General features: G+C 70.9%; 16 protein-coding genes. 5 read left to right on the plus strand and 11 right to left on the minus strand.

Annotated features, from left to right (window positions below; translation table 11 throughout):
- Position 1 precedes the first annotated feature (1 nt).
- The 5 genes from DK419_RS19215 to DK419_RS19235 form a co-directional block, all read right to left on the minus strand.
- Entirely contained in the window at positions 2-796 is a 795-nt protein-coding gene (locus DK419_RS19215; RefSeq protein WP_109960501.1) for an ABC transporter ATP-binding protein, read from the minus strand.
- Between the two features lie 11 nt (positions 797-807).
- Entirely contained in the window at positions 808-1,668 is an 861-nt protein-coding gene (gene ntrB / locus DK419_RS19220) for a nitrate ABC transporter permease (RefSeq protein ID WP_109960502.1), read from the minus strand.
- 1 nt (position 1,669) lies between these two features.
- Entirely contained in the window at positions 1,670-2,956 is a 1,287-nt protein-coding gene (locus DK419_RS19225) for a CmpA/NrtA family ABC transporter substrate-binding protein (RefSeq protein WP_109960503.1), read from the minus strand.
- Between the two features lie 728 nt (positions 2,957-3,684).
- Positions 3,685-4,680, minus strand: coding sequence for a CmpA/NrtA family ABC transporter substrate-binding protein (locus DK419_RS19230; protein ID WP_109960504.1), 996 nt, complete (start codon positions 4,678-4,680; stop codon positions 3,685-3,687).
- Entirely contained in the window at positions 4,677-5,321 is a 645-nt protein-coding gene (locus DK419_RS19235; RefSeq protein WP_245442546.1) for an ANTAR domain-containing response regulator, read from the minus strand. Before DK419_RS19235 ends, DK419_RS19230 begins: the two co-directional genes overlap by 4 nt.
- 209 nt (positions 5,322-5,530) lie before the next feature.
- On the opposite strand from DK419_RS19235, the gene DK419_RS19240 reads away from it, so the two are divergent.
- The 3 genes from DK419_RS19240 to tkt all read left to right on the plus strand — a co-directional run bounded on the left by DK419_RS19240 (position 5,531) and on the right by tkt (position 10,300).
- Positions 5,531-6,190, plus strand: a complete 660-nt coding sequence (locus tag DK419_RS19240; protein ID WP_109960506.1) for a hypothetical protein — start codon at positions 5,531-5,533, stop codon at positions 6,188-6,190.
- Between the two features lie 98 nt (positions 6,191-6,288).
- Entirely contained in the window at positions 6,289-8,175 is a 1,887-nt protein-coding gene (locus DK419_RS19245) for a glycoside hydrolase family 15 protein (RefSeq protein ID WP_109960507.1), read from the plus strand.
- Positions 8,176-8,221: 46 nt separating this feature from the next.
- Positions 8,222-10,300, plus strand: coding sequence for a transketolase (gene tkt / locus DK419_RS19250; protein ID WP_109960508.1), 2,079 nt, complete (start codon positions 8,222-8,224; stop codon positions 10,298-10,300).
- A gap of 240 nt (positions 10,301-10,540) precedes the next feature.
- Here tkt and DK419_RS19255 read toward each other — a convergent pair whose 3' ends face one another.
- Together DK419_RS19255 and DK419_RS19260 are read right to left on the minus strand one after the other, a co-directional pair.
- Complete coding sequence (locus DK419_RS19255; protein ID WP_109960509.1) at positions 10,541-11,194, minus strand: metallophosphoesterase family protein; 654 nt, start codon at positions 11,192-11,194, stop codon at positions 10,541-10,543.
- A gap of 31 nt (positions 11,195-11,225) precedes the next feature.
- Positions 11,226-13,175: a putative bifunctional diguanylate cyclase/phosphodiesterase gene (locus DK419_RS19260; protein WP_162561311.1), complete on the minus strand. Its 1,950-nt coding sequence runs from the start codon at positions 13,173-13,175 to the stop codon at positions 11,226-11,228.
- A 467-nt stretch (positions 13,176-13,642) separates the two neighbouring features.
- Here DK419_RS19260 and otsB point away from each other — a divergent pair, with 467 nt between their 5' ends.
- Together otsB and DK419_RS19270 are read left to right on the plus strand one after the other, a co-directional pair.
- Complete coding sequence (gene otsB, locus DK419_RS19265) at positions 13,643-14,395, plus strand: trehalose-phosphatase (RefSeq protein ID WP_109960511.1); 753 nt, start codon at positions 13,643-13,645, stop codon at positions 14,393-14,395.
- A 68-nt stretch (positions 14,396-14,463) separates the two neighbouring features.
- Entirely contained in the window at positions 14,464-14,886 is a 423-nt protein-coding gene (locus DK419_RS19270) for an FKBP-type peptidyl-prolyl cis-trans isomerase (RefSeq protein ID WP_109960512.1), read from the plus strand.
- Positions 14,887-15,121: 235 nt separating this feature from the next.
- On the opposite strand, the gene DK419_RS19275 is transcribed toward DK419_RS19270, so the two are convergent.
- Genes DK419_RS19275 through DK419_RS19290 form a run of 4 tightly spaced genes read right to left on the minus strand, consistent with a single transcriptional unit; the run spans position 15,122 to position 18,952 of the window.
- Positions 15,122-15,856, minus strand: coding sequence for an ABC transporter ATP-binding protein (locus DK419_RS19275; RefSeq protein WP_109962382.1), 735 nt, complete (start codon positions 15,854-15,856; stop codon positions 15,122-15,124).
- A 14-nt stretch (positions 15,857-15,870) separates the two neighbouring features.
- Positions 15,871-16,647, minus strand: a complete 777-nt coding sequence (locus DK419_RS19280; RefSeq protein WP_109962383.1) for an ABC transporter ATP-binding protein — start codon at positions 16,645-16,647, stop codon at positions 15,871-15,873.
- A gap of 26 nt (positions 16,648-16,673) precedes the next feature.
- On the minus strand, positions 16,674-18,002 hold the full coding sequence (locus DK419_RS19285; RefSeq protein ID WP_109960513.1) for a branched-chain amino acid ABC transporter permease: 1,329 nt from the start codon (positions 18,000-18,002) through the stop codon (positions 16,674-16,676).
- Positions 17,999-18,952 carry a branched-chain amino acid ABC transporter permease gene (locus DK419_RS19290; RefSeq protein WP_109960514.1) on the minus strand — a complete coding sequence of 318 codons (954 nt, stop codon included), beginning with the start codon at positions 18,950-18,952 and terminating at the stop codon, positions 17,999-18,001. Before DK419_RS19290 ends, DK419_RS19285 begins: the two co-directional genes overlap by 4 nt.
- Positions 18,953-19,106 lie beyond the last annotated feature (154 nt).

The following is a 19,106-nucleotide window of genomic DNA, read 5'->3' on the forward strand; positions in this document are numbered from 1 at the left end:
GTCAGGCCGCGATCGCGGGTTTGGCGTGGCGGGCGTAGAGGAATTCCAGCACCTCGGCCCGGGCATGGGTGTAGGTCGGGTCCTCGACGAGCTCGAGGCGCTTGCGCGGCCGCTCGAGCGGCACCGTCAGCACCTCGCCGATCGTGGCCGAGGGCCCGTTCGTCATCATGACGATCCGGTCGGAGAGCAGCACCGCCTCGTCGACGTCGTGGGTGATCATGATGACGGTGTTCTTCAGCCGCAGGTGGATCTCCATCAGCTGGTCCTGCAGATGGGCGCGAGTCAGGGCGTCGAGGGCACCGAAGGGCTCGTCCATCAGCAGGACCTTCGGCTCCATGGCGAGCGCCCGGGCGATGCCGACGCGCTGCTTCATGCCGCCGGAGATCTCGTGCGGGCGCTTCTCGGCGGCGTGGGTCATGTTGACGAGCGCGAGGTTGTGCTCGATCCAGTCGCGCCGCTCCGCCCGGCTCTTCTTCGCCCTCAAGACCTTGTCGACCGCGAGCGCCACGTTCTCGCGCACGGTGAGCCAGGGCAGGAGCGAATGGTTCTGGAACACCACCGCCCGCTCGGGGCCGGGGCTGTTCACCTCCTTGCCGTCGAGGAGGACGCCGCCGGTCGAGGCCTTGAGCAGGCCCGCCACGATATTGAGCACCGTCGACTTGCCGCAGCCGGAATGGCCGATCAGCGAGACGAACTCGCCCTTGGCGATCTTCAGGTCGACGTCGCGCAAGACCTCCGTGGTGCGCCCGGCCCGCGTGAAGCTGATGCCGATCTGCTCGAGGCTGAGATGGGTCATGGGTGGCTCCCTCAGGCCGTGGCGGTGCCGCGGGTGACGAGGTGGCCGAGGCCGGCGACGAGGCGGTCGAGCACGAAGCCGATCACCCCGACATAGACCAGGGCCACGATGATCTCGCTGATGTGCGAGGAGTTCCAGGCATCCCAGATGAAGAAGCCGATGCCGACGCCGCCGATCAGCATCTCGGCGGCCACGATGGCGAGCCAGGACAGGCCGACGCCGATGCGAAGTCCCGTGAAGATGTAGGGAGCGGCCGACGGCAGCATCACCTTGGCGAAGAACTCGAAGGCGTTGAGGCGTAAGACCGCCGCGACGTTGCGGTAATCCTGCGGGATGTTGCGGATGCCGACCGCGGTGTTGATGATGATCGGCCAGATCGAGGTGATGAAGATCACGAAGATCGCCGAGGGCTGGCCGTCCCGGAAGGCAGCGAGCGACAAGGGCAGCCAGGCGAGCGGCGGGATGGTCCGCAGCACCTGGAAGATCGGGTCGAGCCCGCGCATCGCCCATTCGGACTGGCCGACGAGGGTCCCGAGCATCACGCCGGCGATGACCGCCAGGGTGAAGCCCAAAGCCACGCGCTGGAGGCTGGCGGTGATATGCCAGAACAGACCCTTGTCGGTGCCGCCGTTGTCGTAGAACGGGTGGGCGATGATCTCCCACGCCTCCGTGACCACGCGGGAGGGCGGCGGCAGGCCGGCGCCGGGGCGCCCGCAGAGCACTTCCCAGAGTAGCAGGAACACCGCCAGCACGACGAGCGGCGGCACGATCCGCAAGCCCAGTCCTTTCAGGGCGGCGCGGGTGACGAGGGGGCGGCGCGCGCCCTCCACCTTGGCGGCGCCGACGCGCCCGAGGCTTAGTCCGAGAGCCATCTCACGCCACCTTCTTGATGCCGAGGCTGCCGAGGTAGGCGGCGGGATCCGCCGGATCGAAGACCTTGCCGTCGAAGAAGGTCTCCTTGCCGCGGGAGGTCGAGGCCGGGGCCGTGACGCCCATGCCCTTCGCCACCTCGCGCCAGATGTCCTCGCGGTTGACCCGTCCGATGAGGGCCTTGGTGTCGGTCTGGGGGTCGAACTTGCCCCAGCGGATGTCCTCGGTGAGGAACCAGAGGTCGTGCGACTGGTACGGGTACGAGGCGTTGTCGGCCCAGTACTTCATGATGTGCGGGCTGTTTGCGACCTTGCGGCCGTCGCCGTAGTCGAACTCACCCTTCATCCGCTTGACGACGTCGCTCGCCGGGACGTTGATCCACTGGCGCTTGGCGACGATGCCGGCGAGCTCGTCGCGGTTCTCCGGCTTGTCGCACCAGGCTTGCGCCTCCATCACGGCGGCGAGCAGGGCCTTGGCGGCGTTCGGATACTTGTCGACCCAGGACGCGCGCATGCCGAGCGCCTTCTCGGGATGGTCCTTCCACAACTCGCCGGTGGTCAGCGCCGTGTAGCCGATCCCTTGCGTGATCAGCTGCTCGTTCCACGGCTCGCAGACGCAGAAGCAGTCCATCGTGCCGACCTTCATGTTCGCCACCATCTGGGGCGGCGGCACGACGATGGTCTCGATGTCCTTGTCGGGGTCGATGCCGCCGGCGGCGAGCCAGTAGCGGATCCAGAGGTCGTGGGTGCCGCCCGGGAAGGTCATGGCGGCCTTCACCGACTTCCCCGACGCCTTCTTGCGCTCGAGCGCCGCCTTGAAGGGCTTGGCGTCGAGGGCGACCTTGTCGCCCATGTGCTCCTTGGCGACCGAGATGCACTGGCCGGCGAGATTGAGCCGGGCCAGGATGTACATCGGCACCGGCACGTTGTTCTGCGTCACCCGGCCGGCGCTGATGAGGTAGGGCATCGGGGTCAGGATGTGGGCCCCGTCGATGCCGTTGCCCTCGGAGCCGAGCACCAGGTTGTCGCGGGTGGTGCCCCAGGAGGCCTGCTTCAGGACCTCGACGTCGGGCATGCCGTGCTTCGCGAAGATGCCCTTCTCCTTGGCGACGAAGAGGGGGGCGGCGTCGGTGAGCGCGATGAAGCCGAGCTTGGCGCCCTTCACCTCCGGTCCGGTCCCTTGCGCAAAGGCGCCGCCGGGCAGGGCCGCACGGGCGGCCGCCGCCAGCGACAGGGCGCCAGCCGCCCCCTTGAGGATGCCGCGACGCGTGGTGTGCTCAACGCTGCTCATCGATGACTCGCCCTCAAAGCCTCGCGCCGCCATGGCGCCTGATCCGATGCCGAACGCGAAAAGCCGCCGCCCAAGGTCTTCCGCCGGCCGCGCTGAAGCGGGCCCACAGGGGATCTCGGGTCAGCGGCTCTGCTGACGGTCAGTGCCCGTCGACGCTGACGGGCCTGAAGGGAAGAGCAGGTTTCGTGCCAACTGCCCTGGGGACCGATCAAGTGCCTGGAATTGAAACGATTCGCACCTCGGCCGGAAAGCGTGCGGCACCGGATCGGCCGCGTGGTGCGATGCACAAATGATAGGCTGGACGGGTGGGGAAATGGGCAGGAGGCGTGGTGCTCAAGGGCTGGGCCAGAGGACCGCAAGGGTGGGCAGAGGCGTTAGCCGCCCGCTGAGGATCAGAGAAAGTCCATCTCCCCGCATGGCAGGACTGTCCGGGAAAAAGATGGCGCGGGTTTCCCCTCCCCCCTTTGCGGGGGACGGTGGCGAGCGGAGCGAGCCGGGAGAGGGGACGCCGCGTCCGGAGAAGTCGCGCGCGTCATGACGGCTCCCTTGGAGCAGCGTCGTGCCACCCCTCTCGGCGGGACTGCGTCCCGCTGCCCCGGCTCCGCCGGGCACCCTCCCCCGCAGAGGGGGAGGGAGAAACCCGCGCCATTTCCTCCCTCGAACGGCCATGCCATAAGAGAAAGGAAAGCACTTTTTCCATGACGGCTTAGACTTGAGGCCAACTGCCGTTACGCCGCCGCCAGCAGGTCCGGCCGATACAGTCCATTCGCGTCGGCGAACACCGTCTCGACCTGCCCCGCCGCCGCCATCTCCTCGACCATCCAACCGAGGGCGTCCGGGTCGGGGGTGAGTTCGGGCTCGCCGAGGACGAGGTAATCCGCGGCCTCGATCACCTCCCCGCCCGGCGCGAGCCGCAACGTCCCCGAGAGCCCCCGCAGGACCAACGCCGGATCGAGGCCGAGATGGCGCGGGCTGGCGAGCAGGGCGGCCAGCGCCTCGCGATTATCCGGCTCCCCGCACCAGCGAGCACTCCGCTTCAGGGCGCGCAGGAGCGGCGCCGCGCGGTCCTCCATCTCGGCGGGCAGCGCCAGCACCTTCTCCGGGCAGCCCGGCGCGATCGCGGCACCGAGGGCGGCGATGCGGCCGACGCCTGCCTCGACCGCGACGCTGCTCCAGGGCGCGCCGACGCAGAACCCGTCGATCCGGCCGCTCTCCAGGGCCGCGACGGTGGCGGGCGGCGGCACCACCACGAGGCGGACCGACGCGAGCGAGCTGCCGCCGAGCGCCAGCAGGCGCCGCCATTGGTAGGTGTGGGAGGAATAGGGGTGGACGGTGGCGAGCGTCAGCGGTCGCCCCTCCCCGGCGCGGGCCTCGGCGACGCGGGCGAGCGCGCGGGCGACGTCGGACAAGGCGTCGGATGCGGCATCGAGTGCCTGCCAGAGCGGCAGCGACAGGGTCACGGCGTTGCCGTTGCGCGCGAGCGCCGCCGGGGCGATCAGGCGCGCCTGAGGTCCGCTGAGGCCCAGGTGACAGGCCAGCGCCAGCGGCGCCAGCATGTGGGCGCCGTCGAGGACACCGAGCGCGAGGCGGTCGCGCAGGGTCGCCCAGGAGGGCTCGGGCACCAGGTCGACCTCGAGCCCTTCCCCCGCCGTGAAGCCGCGCTCGACCGCGGCGATCAGCACCGCGGCGTCGGTGAGCGGGACGTAGCCGAGCTGGAGCCTCATCCGAGCAGGTCCGCGGCGGTGACGATGGCGCGGGCGATGTCGACGATCTTGCGCTTCTCGTTCATCGCCTTGCGCCGGAGCTGCTTGTAGGCCTCGTCCTCGGTCAGCCCCTTGGCGCTCATCAGGATACCCTTGGCGCGCTCGATCAGCTTGCGGTCGGCGAGCTCGCTCTTCGCCTCGGTGAGCTCGCGCTGCAGCCGCGCGAAGGCGTTGAAGCGCAGGATCGCGATCTCGATGATCGGCTTGATCCGCTCGGCGCGAAGCCCATCGACGATGTAGGCCGAGATGCCGGCATCGACGGCGGCCTGCATCATCGGCGCGTCGGAGCGGTCGACGAACATCGCCACCGGCCGCTCGACCAGGCGCGAGACCCCGAACATCTGCTCCAGGAGGTCGCGGCTCGGGCTCTCGAGGTGGATCACCACCACGTCGGGCGACAGGGCGGAGAGACGGTCGAGGAGGTCGGCGGTGTCGGGGATCACCACCACCCGGGCGCCCTCGACGGCGCGCAGGCCCTCTTCCAGGATCGCGGCCCGGGCACGGCTCGGATCGACGACGGCGATGGTGAGGCTCTCGCCCGGGGACGGGGCGGGAGTCACCGGGGCGGGAGAGGCCGGGGGGGGCGCTGCGCGGTCGGGCATGGCGGCGTCGGATCACGCAAATGTTGGGCCTGAGGACGGCAAGGCCGCCCCATACCGCAAGGGGAGCCCGGGCGGGAGGGCCCCGATGGGGGGAACGCGGGCGCCATCCCTCCGCGATCCGCGCTCGGACACGAAAGCGCAAAGAAACGGCCCCGCTTCGGCCCGAAAGCGAGGCTTCACTGCCACCATCGAGCGGCAGGGAGGTTCGGATGCGGCAGAACGGGCGGATGCGCGGGCCGGCGGAGGCGAGCGCCATCGGAAGCCTGCCCGGCTCGTCGCGGGGCTACCTGCCGCTGCTGCCCACCGCCTGCGTGGCGGTCTGCCTGGCGGCGGGTTCGCTCTACTGGCGCGAGGCGCCGCCGCGGGCGCCGGAGGGCCACGTCGCCGCGATGCAGCCGCTGCCCGCGGGCGCGGACCTGTTCCGGATCGTCCCGGACGGCGAGGGGCGGATGCGCGCGCCCTACCCTCTCGAGTTCGAGCAGCAATTCCCGCTGATCGCCAGCCTGCCGGGCGAGGCCGCAGCGCCGGTCCTGCCGGTCGTCGAGGGCAAGGAGGCCGAGGTCAGGGAGAGCGAGAAGGCTCCCCGTCGCACCGCGCCGCACCGCGCCCGGACGGTCCCGTCGCTGGCGGGCGTGCGGCCGCCGGCCCGGCCCGACGAGCTGAAGGTCGCCAAGGTGACTCCGGAGAAGGGCCCGGTCGGCGAAGCGGCGTCCCGCACCGCGAGCGCCGGCGGCACCGCCGAGCGCCCGGCCCCCTGGCTGCCCTTCGCGCCGACCGGCCGGCTGGTGACCCAGAGCATGGTGGCTTTGGGCGAGGGCGTGACCAATGCGGGCGCCGCGATGATCGACCTGATCGACCGGCGGCGCTGAAGCCCGGGTCGGCGAGGGTCGGCTCGGCGAGGTCCGGGTTGGACCGAGGGGAAGGCCGCTCTAGCTAACGGCGTCACGGCTTTCGTTCGGGACGCACCATGGCGTTGCTCATCGAGGATTACGCGCTCGTCGGGGACGGGCGCAGCGCGGCACTGATCGGGCGCGACGGCAGCGTCGACTGGCTGTGCTGGCCGCGCTTCGACGCCTCGGCGTGCTTCGCGGCCCTGCTCGGCACCCGCGAGGACCACGGCCACTGGCGCATCGCACCCGCGGGCGAGGCGACGAGCACCCGCTGCTACCGGCAGGACACGCTGGTGCTCGAGACCACCCACGAGACCGCCGACGGCGCGGTCCGGGTGATCGACTACATGCCGGTCGAGGACGGCACCCATCTGGTGCGCCTCGTCGAGGGCGTGCGCGGCCGGGTGGCGATGCGCATGGACCTGGTGGTGCGCTTCGATTACGGCTCCGCCGTCCCCTGGGTCTCGCGCAGCGAGAACGACGACCTCAGGGCGATCGCCGGGCCGAACAAGCTGGTGCTGCGCACCCGCGCGGCCCTGAAGGGCATCGGCCAGACGACGGTCTCGGAATTCACCGTCGAGGCGGGCAAGAGCGTCGCCTTCGTGCTGAGCTACGGCCTCTCGCACGAGGACGATCCGCCGCCGATCGAGCCGCGCAAGGTGCTCGCCGCCACCACCCAGTACTGGCGCTCCTGGACCCGGCGCTGCCAGGGCGGCACGCCCTGGGACGCGGTGCTGACCCGCTCGCTCCTGACGCTCAAGGCGCTGATCTACCGGCCGACCGGCGGCATCGTGGCGGCGCCCACCACCTCGCTGCCCGAGCAGATCGGCGGCGTGCGCAACTGGGACTACCGGTTCTGCTGGCTGCGCGATTCCACCTTCACGCTCTTGGCGCTGATGGATGCCGGCTACATCGAGGAGGCCCGGGCCTGGCGCGACTGGCTCACCCGGGCGGTGGCCGGCAGCCCCGAGCAGGCCCACATCCTCTACGGCATCGCCGGCGAGCGCCTGCTGCCGGAGATCGAGCTCGACTGGCTGCCCGGCTACGAGGGGTCGCGCCCGGTGCGGGTCGGCAACGCCGCCGCCCAGCAATTCCAGCTCGACGTCTACGGCGAATTGTTCGACGCCCTGTTCCAGGCCCACCAGCGCGGGATGCGGGCCGACGAATCCGGCGTGCGGGTCGGCCGCGCCCTCCTCGACCACCTCGACCGGGTCTGGCGCGAGCCGGACGAGGGCATCTGGGAGGTGCGCGGCGGGCGCAAGCACTTCGTCCACTCGAAGGTGATGGCCTGGGTCGCCTTCGACCGGGCGATCCGGTTCTACGAGGCCCACGTCGCGGACGACGAGCCGACCGCCGGCGACGACGAGGCGGTGATCCGCTGGCGCGCCACCCGCGACGAGATCCATCGCGAGGTCTGCGAGAAGGGCTTCGACGAGGAGCTCAACAGCTTCGTGCAGTATTACGGCTCGAAGGATCTCGATGCGAGCCTGCTGCTCATCGCCCATATGGGCTTCCTGCCCCAGGACGATCCGCGGGTCGTCGGCACCGTCGAGGCGATCGGCCGCGACCTGATGCACGAGGGCTTCGTGCTGCGCTACGACACGAGCGGCCAGACGACCGACGGCCTGCCCGCCGGCGAGGGCGCCTTCCTGCCCTGCAGCTTCTGGTACGCCGACAACCTGATCGGGCTCGGCCGGCGCGAGGAGGCCAGGGCGCTCATCGAGCGGCTGCTCGCCCTGTGCAACGACGTCGGTCTGCTGGCCGAGGAGTACGACCCGGTGCGCAAGCGCCAGGTCGGCAATTTTCCGCAGGCGTTCAGCCATGTCGCGCTCGTCAACACGCTTCTGAACTTCAGTCGGACGATCGGACCCGCTAAGGAGCGCGGCGGAGACCCGGACGCCGCGGGCCATCCGGGCGAACGGCCCGTGATGCCCCCGCAGGCGGCCGAAAGCCCCGCGACCTGACAGGTCGCGGCGCGCCGATCCTTTTTCGATGTGACGAGGCCACCCAATGAGCGCAGCCGACACCAAGCCGAAGGCCGGCACCAGCGAGATCGACCAGCGCAGCATCGACACGATCCGCACGCTGACGATCGATGCGGTGCAGAAGGCGAATTCGGGCCATGCCGGCGCCCCTCTCGGGCTCGCCCCGGTCGCCTTCACCCTGTGGAACCGCTACCTCCGCTACGACCCGGCGAACCCACACTGGCCGAACCGCGACCGCTTCGTGCTGTCGGTCGGCCACGCCTCGATGCTGCTCTACAGCCTCATCCACCTCGCCGAGGTGGCGGAGAAGGACGGGGCGAACGCCCCGGCGGTGAGCCTGGAGGACCTCAAGAAGTTCCGCCAGCTCGACAGCCGCACGCCGGGCCACCCGGAATACCACTTCACCACCGGCGTCGAGGTGACAACCGGCCCCCTCGGCCAGGGCGTGGCCAATTCCGTCGGCATGGCGATGGGCGGCCGCTTCCTCGGCGAGCGCCTGGCCCACGGCGACCGGCCGCTCTTCGACTACAACGTCTACGCCCTATGCAGCGACGGCGACCTGATGGAGGGCGTCTCGGCGGAAGCCGCCTCGATCGCCGGGCACCTGCGCCTGTCGAACCTGTGCTGGATCTACGACAACAACACCATCACCATCGAGGGCCACACCGACCTCGCCTTCAGCGAGGAGGTCGCCGCCCGGTTCCTGGCCTATGGCTGGCAGGTCCTGCGCGTCGCCGACGCCAACGACACCGTGGCGGTGTCGCACGCCCTCGAGACCTTCCTGCAATCGGGCGACCGCCCGACCCTGATCATCGTCAACTCGGTGATCGGCTACGGCGCGCCGACGAAGCAGGGCACCCCGAAGGCCCACTCGGACGCGCTGGGCCCCGACGAGGTCAAGGGCGCCAAGCGCGCCTATGGCTGGCCGGAGGACGCCCAGTTCCTGGTGCCGGACGGCGTCTACGACAATTTCCGTCGAGGCATCGGCGCCCGCGGCAAGGCCCTGCGCGAGGAGTGGCTGGCCCTCGTCGAGGAGGTGAAGGCCGACGATCCCGACCTCGCCAAGGACCTCGACGCCTATCTCGCGGGCGAGCTGCCGGAGGGCTGGGACGCCGACATCCCGGTCTTCCCCGCCGACGCCAAGGGTCTCGCTACCCGCGAATCCTCCGGCAAGGTGCTCAACGCGCTGGCCAACCGGGTGCCGTGGCTGCTCGGCGGCTCGGCCGACCTCGCGCCCTCGAACAAGACCAAGCTCGAGGGCGAGGATGCCGGGACGCTGGGGCCCTTCACCCCGGGCGGGCGCAACATCCATTTCGGCGTGCGCGAGCACGCGATGGGCTCGATCGTCAACGGCCTCGGGCTCGTCGGCCTGCGCGCCTACGGGGCGACCTTCCTGGTCTTCTCCGACTACATGCGCCCGCCGATCCGGCTCGCCGCCCTGATGGAGCTGCCGGTCTTCCACGTCTTCACCCACGATTCGATCGGGGTCGGCGAGGACGGGCCGACCCACCAGCCGGTGGAGCACCTGCTGGCGCTCCGCGCCATCCCCGGCCTCGTCACCTTCCGGCCGGCCGACGCCAACGAGGTGGCGGAGGCCTACCGGGTCATCATGCAGCTCAAGCACCAGCCGGCGGTGCTGGCGCTGAGCCGCCAGCCGCTGCCGACCGTCGATCGCGAGAAATATGCCCCGGCGTCGGGCACCGCGAAGGGCGCCTACGTGCTGGCCGGGGCCGACGAGGCGAAGCCCGACGTGATCCTGATCGGCACCGGCTCCGAGGTGCAGCTCTGCCTCGGCGCCTACGAGACGCTGAAGGCCGAGGGCGTGAAGGCCCGGGTGGTGTCGATGCCGTCCTGGGACCTGTTCGAGCAGCAGGACGAGGCCTACCGCAACAGCGTGCTGCCGCCCGAGGTGACGGCCCGCGTCGCGGTCGAGCAGGGCTCGGTGATCGGCTGGGACCGCTACGCCGGCAGCGCCGGCACGATCCTGGGCATGCACACCTTCGGCTCCTCGGCCCCGATCAAGGACCTGCAGACCAAGTTCGGCTTCACGCCCGAGAAGGTGCTGGAGGCCGCCCGCGCGCAAGCGGCGAAGAAGAAGGGCTGAGCCGGCAGGCACGCGAAGCCCGCCGGAACCCTCCGGCGGGCTTCACGACCTCGTGGTCATTCCGGGGCCGCGAAAGCGGAGCCCGGAATCCAGAGACGCGAGTGTTTCAGGACGGGGCGGACCGCGTCCCGCTAGGCTCGGCGCGACCCGCGCGTCCGGATCCCGGGCTCTCGCCTGCGGCGAGCCCCGGGGTCGATCCGGAGGGGACGAGACGGGCCGGCGTGAAGCCGACGAGGACCTTCATCGCACCGTCAAGATGTCCACCGGCGGTCCCTGCCGGTCGTCGAACACCCCGGCGGTGAGCGGGCCGCCGAACACCGCGCCGGTGTCGAGGTTGGTGCGATGGGCCTTCAGCTCGGGCAGGCCGTCCCGCGTCGGGGTGTGGCCGTGGACGACGTGGCGGCCGAAATCGTGCCCGGCGGACAGGAACGGCTCGCGCATCCACAGCCGGGTCGCGCGGTCGCTGTCGTGCGCCCGCATGGCCGGGTCGAGGCCGCCATGGACGTACCAGCGGCGTGCGTCGCCGTGCAGGGTCGGCAGGGCGGCGATCCAGGCGACGACCTCCCGCGGCAGCTCGTCCGGATGCGCGACGCCGAAGGAGGCGAGCGTCGTGCCCCCGCCGTTGAGCGCCCAGAGATCGAGGTTCGATCCGGCCACGGCGTCGAGCAGCATCGCCTCGTGGTTGCCGAGCAGGCAGGTGACGGAGCTGGGCTCCCGGGCCTGGATCTCCCGCAGGATCGCGACGGCGCGCGCGCTGTCGGGCCCCCGGTCGATGGCGTCGCCGAGGAAGACCAGGCGGCGCGCCCGCCCGGCGCGATGCGCCTCGATCCGCGCGAGGAGCCGTTCGAGGAGGTCGGCGCGGCCGTGGACGTCGCCGATCGCGTAGGTGAGCATGGCCGCCTCCCTCAGTGGGCGGCCGCCCCGGTCAGGCGATGGCTCGCACCGGCGGGATGGCGCGCACCGCCTCGCGATCGAGGTAGTGCAGGGTGTCGGAGAAGCCCATCGGCCGGTGGAAATGGTAGCCCTGCATCAGCACGCAGCCGAGGCTCTCGAGCAGGCGGGCCTGCTCGTCGGTCTCGATCCCCTCGACCACGCAGTCGAGCTTCAGGTTGCGGGCGAGCGCGACGATCGACGTGACGATGTCGCGGCTCGCCGGGTCGGCGGTGATCTCGCTGATGAAGCTGCGGTCGATCTTGAGCTTGTCGAGGGGCAGGCGGTGGACGTAGCCGAGCGACGAGTAGCCGGTGCCGAAATCGTCGAGCGCGATGGCGATGCCGTTCGACTTCAGGGTCTCGAGCACCGCCTGCGCCTTGGCGATGTCCTGGATCAGGGCGGTCTCGGTCGCCTCCAGGATCACCCGGCCGGGCTTGAGGCCGCTCGCCCGGATCGCCGCGACGATGCCCTCGGCCGCCTGCGGCGAGGCGATGTCGGCCATCGACAGGTTGAAGGACAGGGCGACCTCGTCCGGCCAGGCCCGCGCCGCGGCGAGCGCCTGGCCGAGCAGCACGGCGGTGATGCGGGTGATGAGGCCCGAGCGCTCGGCGATCGGCACGAACACCGCCGGGGAGACCGGGCCGAGATCCGGGCTGGTCCAGCGCGCCAGCGCCTCGAACGCCACCGTGCGGCCACGCCGCACGTCGACGATCGGCTGGTAGACGAGGCACATCTCGCGGGCGAGGTCGGCGTGGCGCAGGGCCTGCTCGATCACGCTCTGGGTGCGCAGCAGCCGCTCGTGCTCCTCGGTGAACAGCACGGCGTCGCCGCGGCTGTTCGCCTTGGCGTAGTACAGGGCGTAATCCGCCCGCTCGACCAGGACCGCCGCCTTGGCGCCCGCCTCCGGATGCGCGGCAAAGCCGATCGAGGCACCGATCTGGGCGGTGCTGCCGTTCGGCAGCCGGAACGGCGCGCTGAGCGCGGTGCGGATCGCCTCGCCCATCGCGGCGGTCGCGGGCCGGCCGCGCAGGACGAGGCCGAACTCGTCGCCGCCCAGGCGCGCCACCACGCCGGCCTCGCCGACCACTCCCCGCAGGCGCCGGGCGGTCTCCTGCAGCACGGCGTCGCCGGCGCCGTGGCCGTGGGCGTCGTTCACCGGCTTGAACCCGTCGAGGTCGACGAGGCCGACGACGAACGCCTCGCCGGTCCCCTCCGCCGCCTCCAGGGCCTGCTCCAGGGAGGCAAAGAAGCTGCGGCGGTTGGGCAGCTCGGTCAGCGTGTCGAGGTTGGCGAGCCGCTGGTTCTCGCGACTCAGGCGCTCGAGCTCGACCTGCTGCCCGATCAGGCGGGTGAAGTCGCGATAGTAGGTGACGACCACGAACAGGAGGGCGGCGCTCACGCTCACCAGGTTGAGGGCGATCGCCCGCATGACGTGATTGTCGAGGCGGCTGACATGCAGGCAGAAGAGCAGGGTGACGGTCACCATCACCAGCAGGGCCGCCGCGCGCAGGTGCACGAGGCAGAACGCGCAGGCGATCATCGTGGTGCCGACGTAGAACAGCGTGTGGGCCTTGGCGTAGCCGTCGCCGTACTCGAACAGCGCGATGCCCCAGGTCATGAAGCCGATCGCCAGCAGGCCGCCGAGCGCGACCGTGAGCCGCAGCCTGGCGGCGATCCGCGTCTCGTCGACCGGCTGCCGGCGCCGGCGCAACCACAGGCCGAGCCGCAGGGCGCACAGGGTCAGCAGGGCGCCGAGCGGGTAGAGGGTCACCGCATCGGGCGCCACCCCGTGATAGGTCACGGCGACCGCCGTCGAGTTGATCGCCAGGATCACGTAGAGCATCGGCACCTGATTGCGCAGGGCCAGCATCTGCGCCCGCATCAGGTCCGGGTTCGCGGTATCGACCCGGAAGAGATCGATGATCGTCAGCAACCTGCGCACGGCGCGTCCACCCCGTTCGGATCCGCCGCTTCCGGCATCGCCCCAGCAACCAGAAAGCATGCCGGCTTGAATCAAGGGTTACCTCGCGATCCTCGGCCAGCAAATGACCGTTACGATTCCGCTGCGCCGCCTGTGCGACGGGCGGCTCCAGAGCAGATTCGGACTTGCCGGAGATAGCCCGAACTGTCGAAGCGGCCTTTCCCGACAGGGCGTTTGAACGCAATTTATCCTATCGCGCTCGCGCGGCGCCGGGACTTGCGCGATTGCTGGGGCAGGCACCCGGAACACCGATCGGCCGGACGACGGTCCTGCACCGGACCTCCCCGAGGCAGCGTCGCGATGGCCTCTCGGTCGCTCCCCGCCTCGCGGTCCGGCGCAGGCCGCGTCTCGTCACGAGAGGCGCGCAGGAGGCGCCGGCCGCCCTATATCTCCGCGGCAGCCCTGGCCGCGACGGGAGATTCGATCCCTTGACCGAGACCGCCTACGCCCTCTTCCTCGACTTCGACGGCACCCTCGTGGAGATCGCCCCCCGTCCCGACGGCGTGGTGGTCCCGCCCGCGCTGCCGCCCGCGCTGGCGCGGCTGCGCACCCGCCTCGGCGGGGCGCTGGCCCTGGTGACGGGCCGTCCGATCGCCACCATCGACGGTTTCCTGAACCCTGAGCGCTTCGACGTCGCCGGCCTGCACGGGGTCGAGATGCGCCGCGGCGGGCAGGCGATCGGCGGCGATCCGGCGGCGCATCCGGCCCTGCGCGCCGGCGTCGAGACCCTGCAGCGGGCGGTGGCCGACCTCGACGGCGTGCTGATCGAGGACAAGGGCTGCTCGGTCGCGGTGCATTGGCGGCTCGCCAACGAGGCCGACGCCGCGCGGGCGCAGTCGGCGGCGGCGTCCGTCGCCGGCATCCTGGGGGAGGCCTACCGGCTGCAGCAGGGCAAGGCGGTGGCCGAGATCCTGCCGGCGAGCGCCACCAAGGGCCACGCCATCCGGGCCCTCCTGCGCGAGGCGCCCTATGCCGGCCGCCGCGCGATCTTCATCGGCGACGACCTCACCGACGAGAAGGCCTTCGTGCCGGTGAACGAGGATGGCGGGATCACGGTCCGGGTCGGGCCCGGCGAGACGGTCGCCCGCCACCGCCTGGCCGATCCGGCGGCGGTGCGGGCGCTGCTTCTCGGCTGGGCCGAGGGCGGGACGATCGATCCCGAATCGCTCGGCCCGGCCTGACGCCCTGTCCGCCGGCCCGCCGATGCCCTAACTCGGTCCCGACGTCACGCACAGGAACGATCCCGTCGATGCGCCGTTCGCCCTTCTTCCTCGCCGGAGCCCTCACGATCGCCATGACCGCCTCAGCCTCCGCCGCTTCGTTCGCCACCACCCCGTCCGGCCTCCAGGTCAAGGACGACGTGGTCGGCACCGGTCCGCAGCCGAATCCCGGCCAGAGCGTCAGCGTCCACTATACCGGCTGGCTCTACCAGGACGGCAAGAAGGGCGCGAAGTTCGACAGCTCGCTCGACCGCAAGCAGCCGCTGAACTTCGCGGTCGGCACCGGCCAGGTCATCAAGGGCTGGGACGAGGGCCTGTCGACCATGAAGGTCGGCGGCAAGCGCACCCTGATCATCCCGCCCGAGCTCGGCTACGGCGCCCGCGGCGCCGGCGGCGTGATTCCGCCGAACGCGACGCTGATATTCGACGTCGAGCTGCTCGGCGTGCGCTGAACCCGGTTTCAAGCCGACGCGACGCGAGAGCTCGGCGACGTTTCCACCGCACAAGGTCGTCCCGGGGCCGCGAAGCGGAGCCCGGGATCCCGAACCGCCGATGGTTCGGGTTCGGGCGCAATCCCGCCCGCCACCTTCCGGGAGACCTGAGCATCCGGGTCCCGAGCCTCGCTTTCGCGGCCCCGGGACGACGCGGAGGATGGGTCGACCGGGGCGCGGATCCGGTCGACGGTCCCTACACCTCCAGCCACTCCCGCCGCACCGCCTCGTTGGCGGCGAGCGCGTCGGGCGTGCCCTCGAACACGACGTGGCCGTGGCCCATCACGTAGAGCCGCTGCGACAGCTTGAGGGCGATGGTGAGCTTCTGCTCGACGAGGAGCACCGAGACGCCGCGGGCGGCGATCTCGCCGATCATCTCGGCGACGCGGGCGACCATCTGGGGCGACAGGCCCTCGGTCGGCTCGTCGATCATGATCAGGTCGGGATCGCCCATCAGGGTGCGGCAGATCGTGAGCATCTGCTGCTCGCCGCCCGAGAGCACGCCGCCGGGCGTGTCGATCCGCTCCTCCAGCCGCGGGAACAGCCGGAAGATGTCGGCGTAGGACCAGCGGCCGCCGCGCTTGCCCCCCTTCTCGCCGAGCGCCAGGTTCTGCCGCACCGTGAGCTTGGGGAAGATCGCCCGCTCCTCCGGCACGTAGCCGAGGCCGCGGCGCGCGACCGTGTAGGGCTTGAGCCCGGCGATGGGTTGTCCCTTGAAGCGGATCTGCCCCCGGGGCGGCACGTCGCCCATGATCGCCTTCAGGGTGGTGGAGCGCCCGACCCCATTGCGGCCGAGGATCGACACGATCTCGCCGGCCCCGACCCGGAAGCTCACCCCCTGGAGGATGTGGCTCTTGCCGTAATAGGCGTGCAGGTCCTCGACCTCGAGGAGGGCCGGCGCGACGGACGGGGCCGGTCCTTGCGCCGGCATCGCCAGGGTGGCGCTCACGCGGCCTCCTCCCCGGTGGCGACGCCCAGATAGGCTTCCTGCACGGCGCGGTTCTCCCGGATGCGGGCTGGCGTGTCGGTGGCGATGATGCGGCCGTAGACCAGCACCGAGATGCGGTCGGCGAGCCCGAACACCACCGCCATGTCGTGCTCGACCATCAGGAGCGTGCGGCCCGTGGTGACCTCGCGGATGAGCTGGGTCGCGTGCTCGCTCTCGCTGTGGCTCATCCCGGCCATCGGCTCGTCGAGGAGGATCACCCGGGCGTCGCTGGCGATGGCGATGCCGATCTCCAGCGCCCGCTGCTCGGCATAGGCCAGGAGCCCCGCCGCCACGGCGGCGCGGTGGCCGAGGCGGATGCGGGTGAGGATCTCCTCCGTGCGCTCGGCGACGCCGGGCAGCGCATCGACCCCGCGCCAGAAGGACGGGCCGTGGCCCATCGCCCGGAGCACGGCGCAGCGCACGTTCTCCCACACGGTGAGCTTGGGGAAGATGTTGGTGACCTGGAAGCTGCGGGCGAGGCCGGCCCGGTTGATCGCCGCCGGGCGCCAGCCGGTGATGTCCCGGCCCTCGAGGCGGATCGTGCCGCTCGTCGGCGCGAAGCGGCCGCTGATCAGGTGGAACAGCGTCGACTTGCCGGCCCCGTTCGGCCCGATGATGGCGTGGCGCTCGCCCACCGGGACGGCGAGGTCGACGCCGTTGATGATCTTGGCCGGGCCGAAGCTCTTGTGGACGCCCGACAGCTCGATCGCCGGGCCGGTGCTCGCGGAACTCATGCCAGCGGCATTCATGCCAGCGGTATTCATGCCAGCTTCTCCTTGGCGGCGGCGGAGGCCTCGTGCCAGGCGGCGGCGACCCGGGGCAGCATGGCGCGCAGGGCGAGCCCGCCCCCGATCGCCATCGCGCCGGCGACGACCCACGGCAGGATCCGGGCGGCGTCGAGGGGGATGCCGACGAGGCTCATCTCGGTGCCGTCGGACGCCTTCACCAGCACCCGGAACGCCATCTCGATCAGCGCGATGGTGCCGGCCAGCATGAGGAGGACGGGGCCGAGCGCCAGGAGGTAGGCCGGGACCAGCCGGTGGGCGGTGCCGGCGCGCAGCAGCGGGCCGTGCATGAGCGCCAGGCCGGCGATGCCGCCGGGGGCGAACATCACGATGGCGATGAACAGGAGCCCGAAATAGAGCTGCCAGACCTCGGTGAGGTCGCTGAGCGAGACCTGGAGCAGCGTCACCACGACGGCGCCGACGACCGGGCCGATGAAGGTGCCGATGCCGCCGATGAAGGTCGCGAGCAGCACGACGCCCGACTGGTGCACGCCGAGATAGGCCGAGTTGGCGATCTCGAAGTTGATGGCGGCGAGCGCGCCCGCGACGCCGGCGAACATCGCCGAGAGGCAGAAGGCGGTGACCCGGATCGTCTGCGGCTCGTAGCCGAGGAACTCGACCCGCTCCGGGTTCTCGCGCACGGCGTTGCACAGGCGGCCGAGCGGCGTGCGGGTGATCGCGTACATCGCCAGCGCGCAGATCAGGCACCAGGCGGCGATCAGGTAGTAGACCTGGATCTGCGGCCCGAAATTCACGTCGAACAGCCGCAGCATCTTGGTGCGGTTGGCGGTGATGCCCTCCTCGCCGCCGAAGAAGCTGTGCAGGATGTGGGAGCCGGACGAGACCAGCTCGGCGATGCCGAGCGAGATCATGGCGAAGACGGTGCCGGCCCGCCGCGTCGAGATCATCCCGAACAGGATGCCGAAGGCGAGGCCGGCGAGCCCGCCGACGATCGGCATCACCGGCAGCGGCACCGGCAGGCGGTTCACCGCCACGACGTTCATCGCGTGGACGGTGAAGAAGGCCCCGAGCCCGTAATAGACCGCGTGCCCGAACGACAGGAGGCCGGTCTGCCCGAGCAGCATGTTGTAGGACAGGGAGAACACCACCATGATGCCCATCAGGCTCATCATGGTCAGCGCCGTGCCGCTGGTGAAGACGAGCGGCGCGGCGACCAGGATCCCGGCGGCGACCAGCCAGGGCGCGACCTGGGCGACGAGCCCGGCTCCCCGCGGGCGGATCGACGGGCGGGCGCCTGCCTGCGCCAGGGTCCCGGACGGCGCGATGTCGGCGAGGTCGCTCATGCTTCGCGGTTCCCGAGCAGGCCGGTCGGCCGCGCGATCAGCACGAGGACCAGCAGGAGGTAGGGGATGATCGGCCCAATCTGGGCGATCGTCACGTTCCACAGGTCGCCGAGCACGCCGCCCGAGGGCGCGGCGTCGATGCCGACGGACTGGAGCACGCTGGCGACCGAGACGTCGAGCGAAATGGCGAAGGTCTGCACGAGGCCGATCAGCAGCGAGGCCGCGAAGGCGCCGGTGAGGGAGCCCAGTCCCCCCACCACCACGACCACGAACAGGATCGGCCCGAGCAGGCCCGCCATGTTGGCCTGGGTCACCAAGGCCGGCCCGGCGATGACGCCCGCCACCGCGGCGAGACCCGTGCCGACGCCGAAGACCAGCATGAACACCTTCGGCACGTCGTGGCCCAGCATCGCCACCATGTTGGGATGGGTCAGCGCCGCCTGGATGATCAGCCCGACCCGGGTGCGGGTCAGCACGGCCAGGAGCGCGATGAAGATCGCCACCGAGATGACCAGCATGAACAGCTTGTAGGCCGGGTAGTTGGTGCCGAACACCGTGAAGGCCGGGAAGTCGAGCACGGCCGGGACCCGGTAGTCGACCGGCAGCTTGCCCCACACCATCTGCACCACCTCCTCGATCACGTAGGCGAGGCCGAAGGTGAAGAGCAGTTCCGGCACGTGGCCGTGGCGGTGGACGTTGCGCAGGCCGTAGCGCTCGACGAGCGCGCCGATCCCGCCGACCACGATCGGAGCGGCGACGAGGCCGACCCAGAAGCCGGTGAATTTGCTGATCTGGTAGCCGAAGAACGCGCCCAGCATGTAGAAGCTGGCATGGGCGAAGTTGAGCACGCCCATCATGCTGAAGATCAGGGTCAGGCCGCTCGCCATCAGGAAGAGCAGCATCCCGTAGAGCACACCGTTCAGCGTCGAGATGATGACGAGTTCGAGCACGCGGGGGTCTCCTGCCGGTGCGGGTGGCCTGGGTAACCGAGCCTGGCGACAGCGCCCGCCGGCTTCACGTCACGACCCGGTCCTTTCCCGGACGACTGGAGCGAGGCGGGAGGAGATCCGGGGAAGGACCGGGGCGCTTCGAGGTGACGGCGAT

It is taken from the genome of Methylobacterium terrae, from assembly GCF_003173755.1.
In the GTDB taxonomy this organism is placed as follows: Bacteria; Pseudomonadota; Alphaproteobacteria; order Rhizobiales; family Beijerinckiaceae; genus Methylobacterium; species Methylobacterium terrae.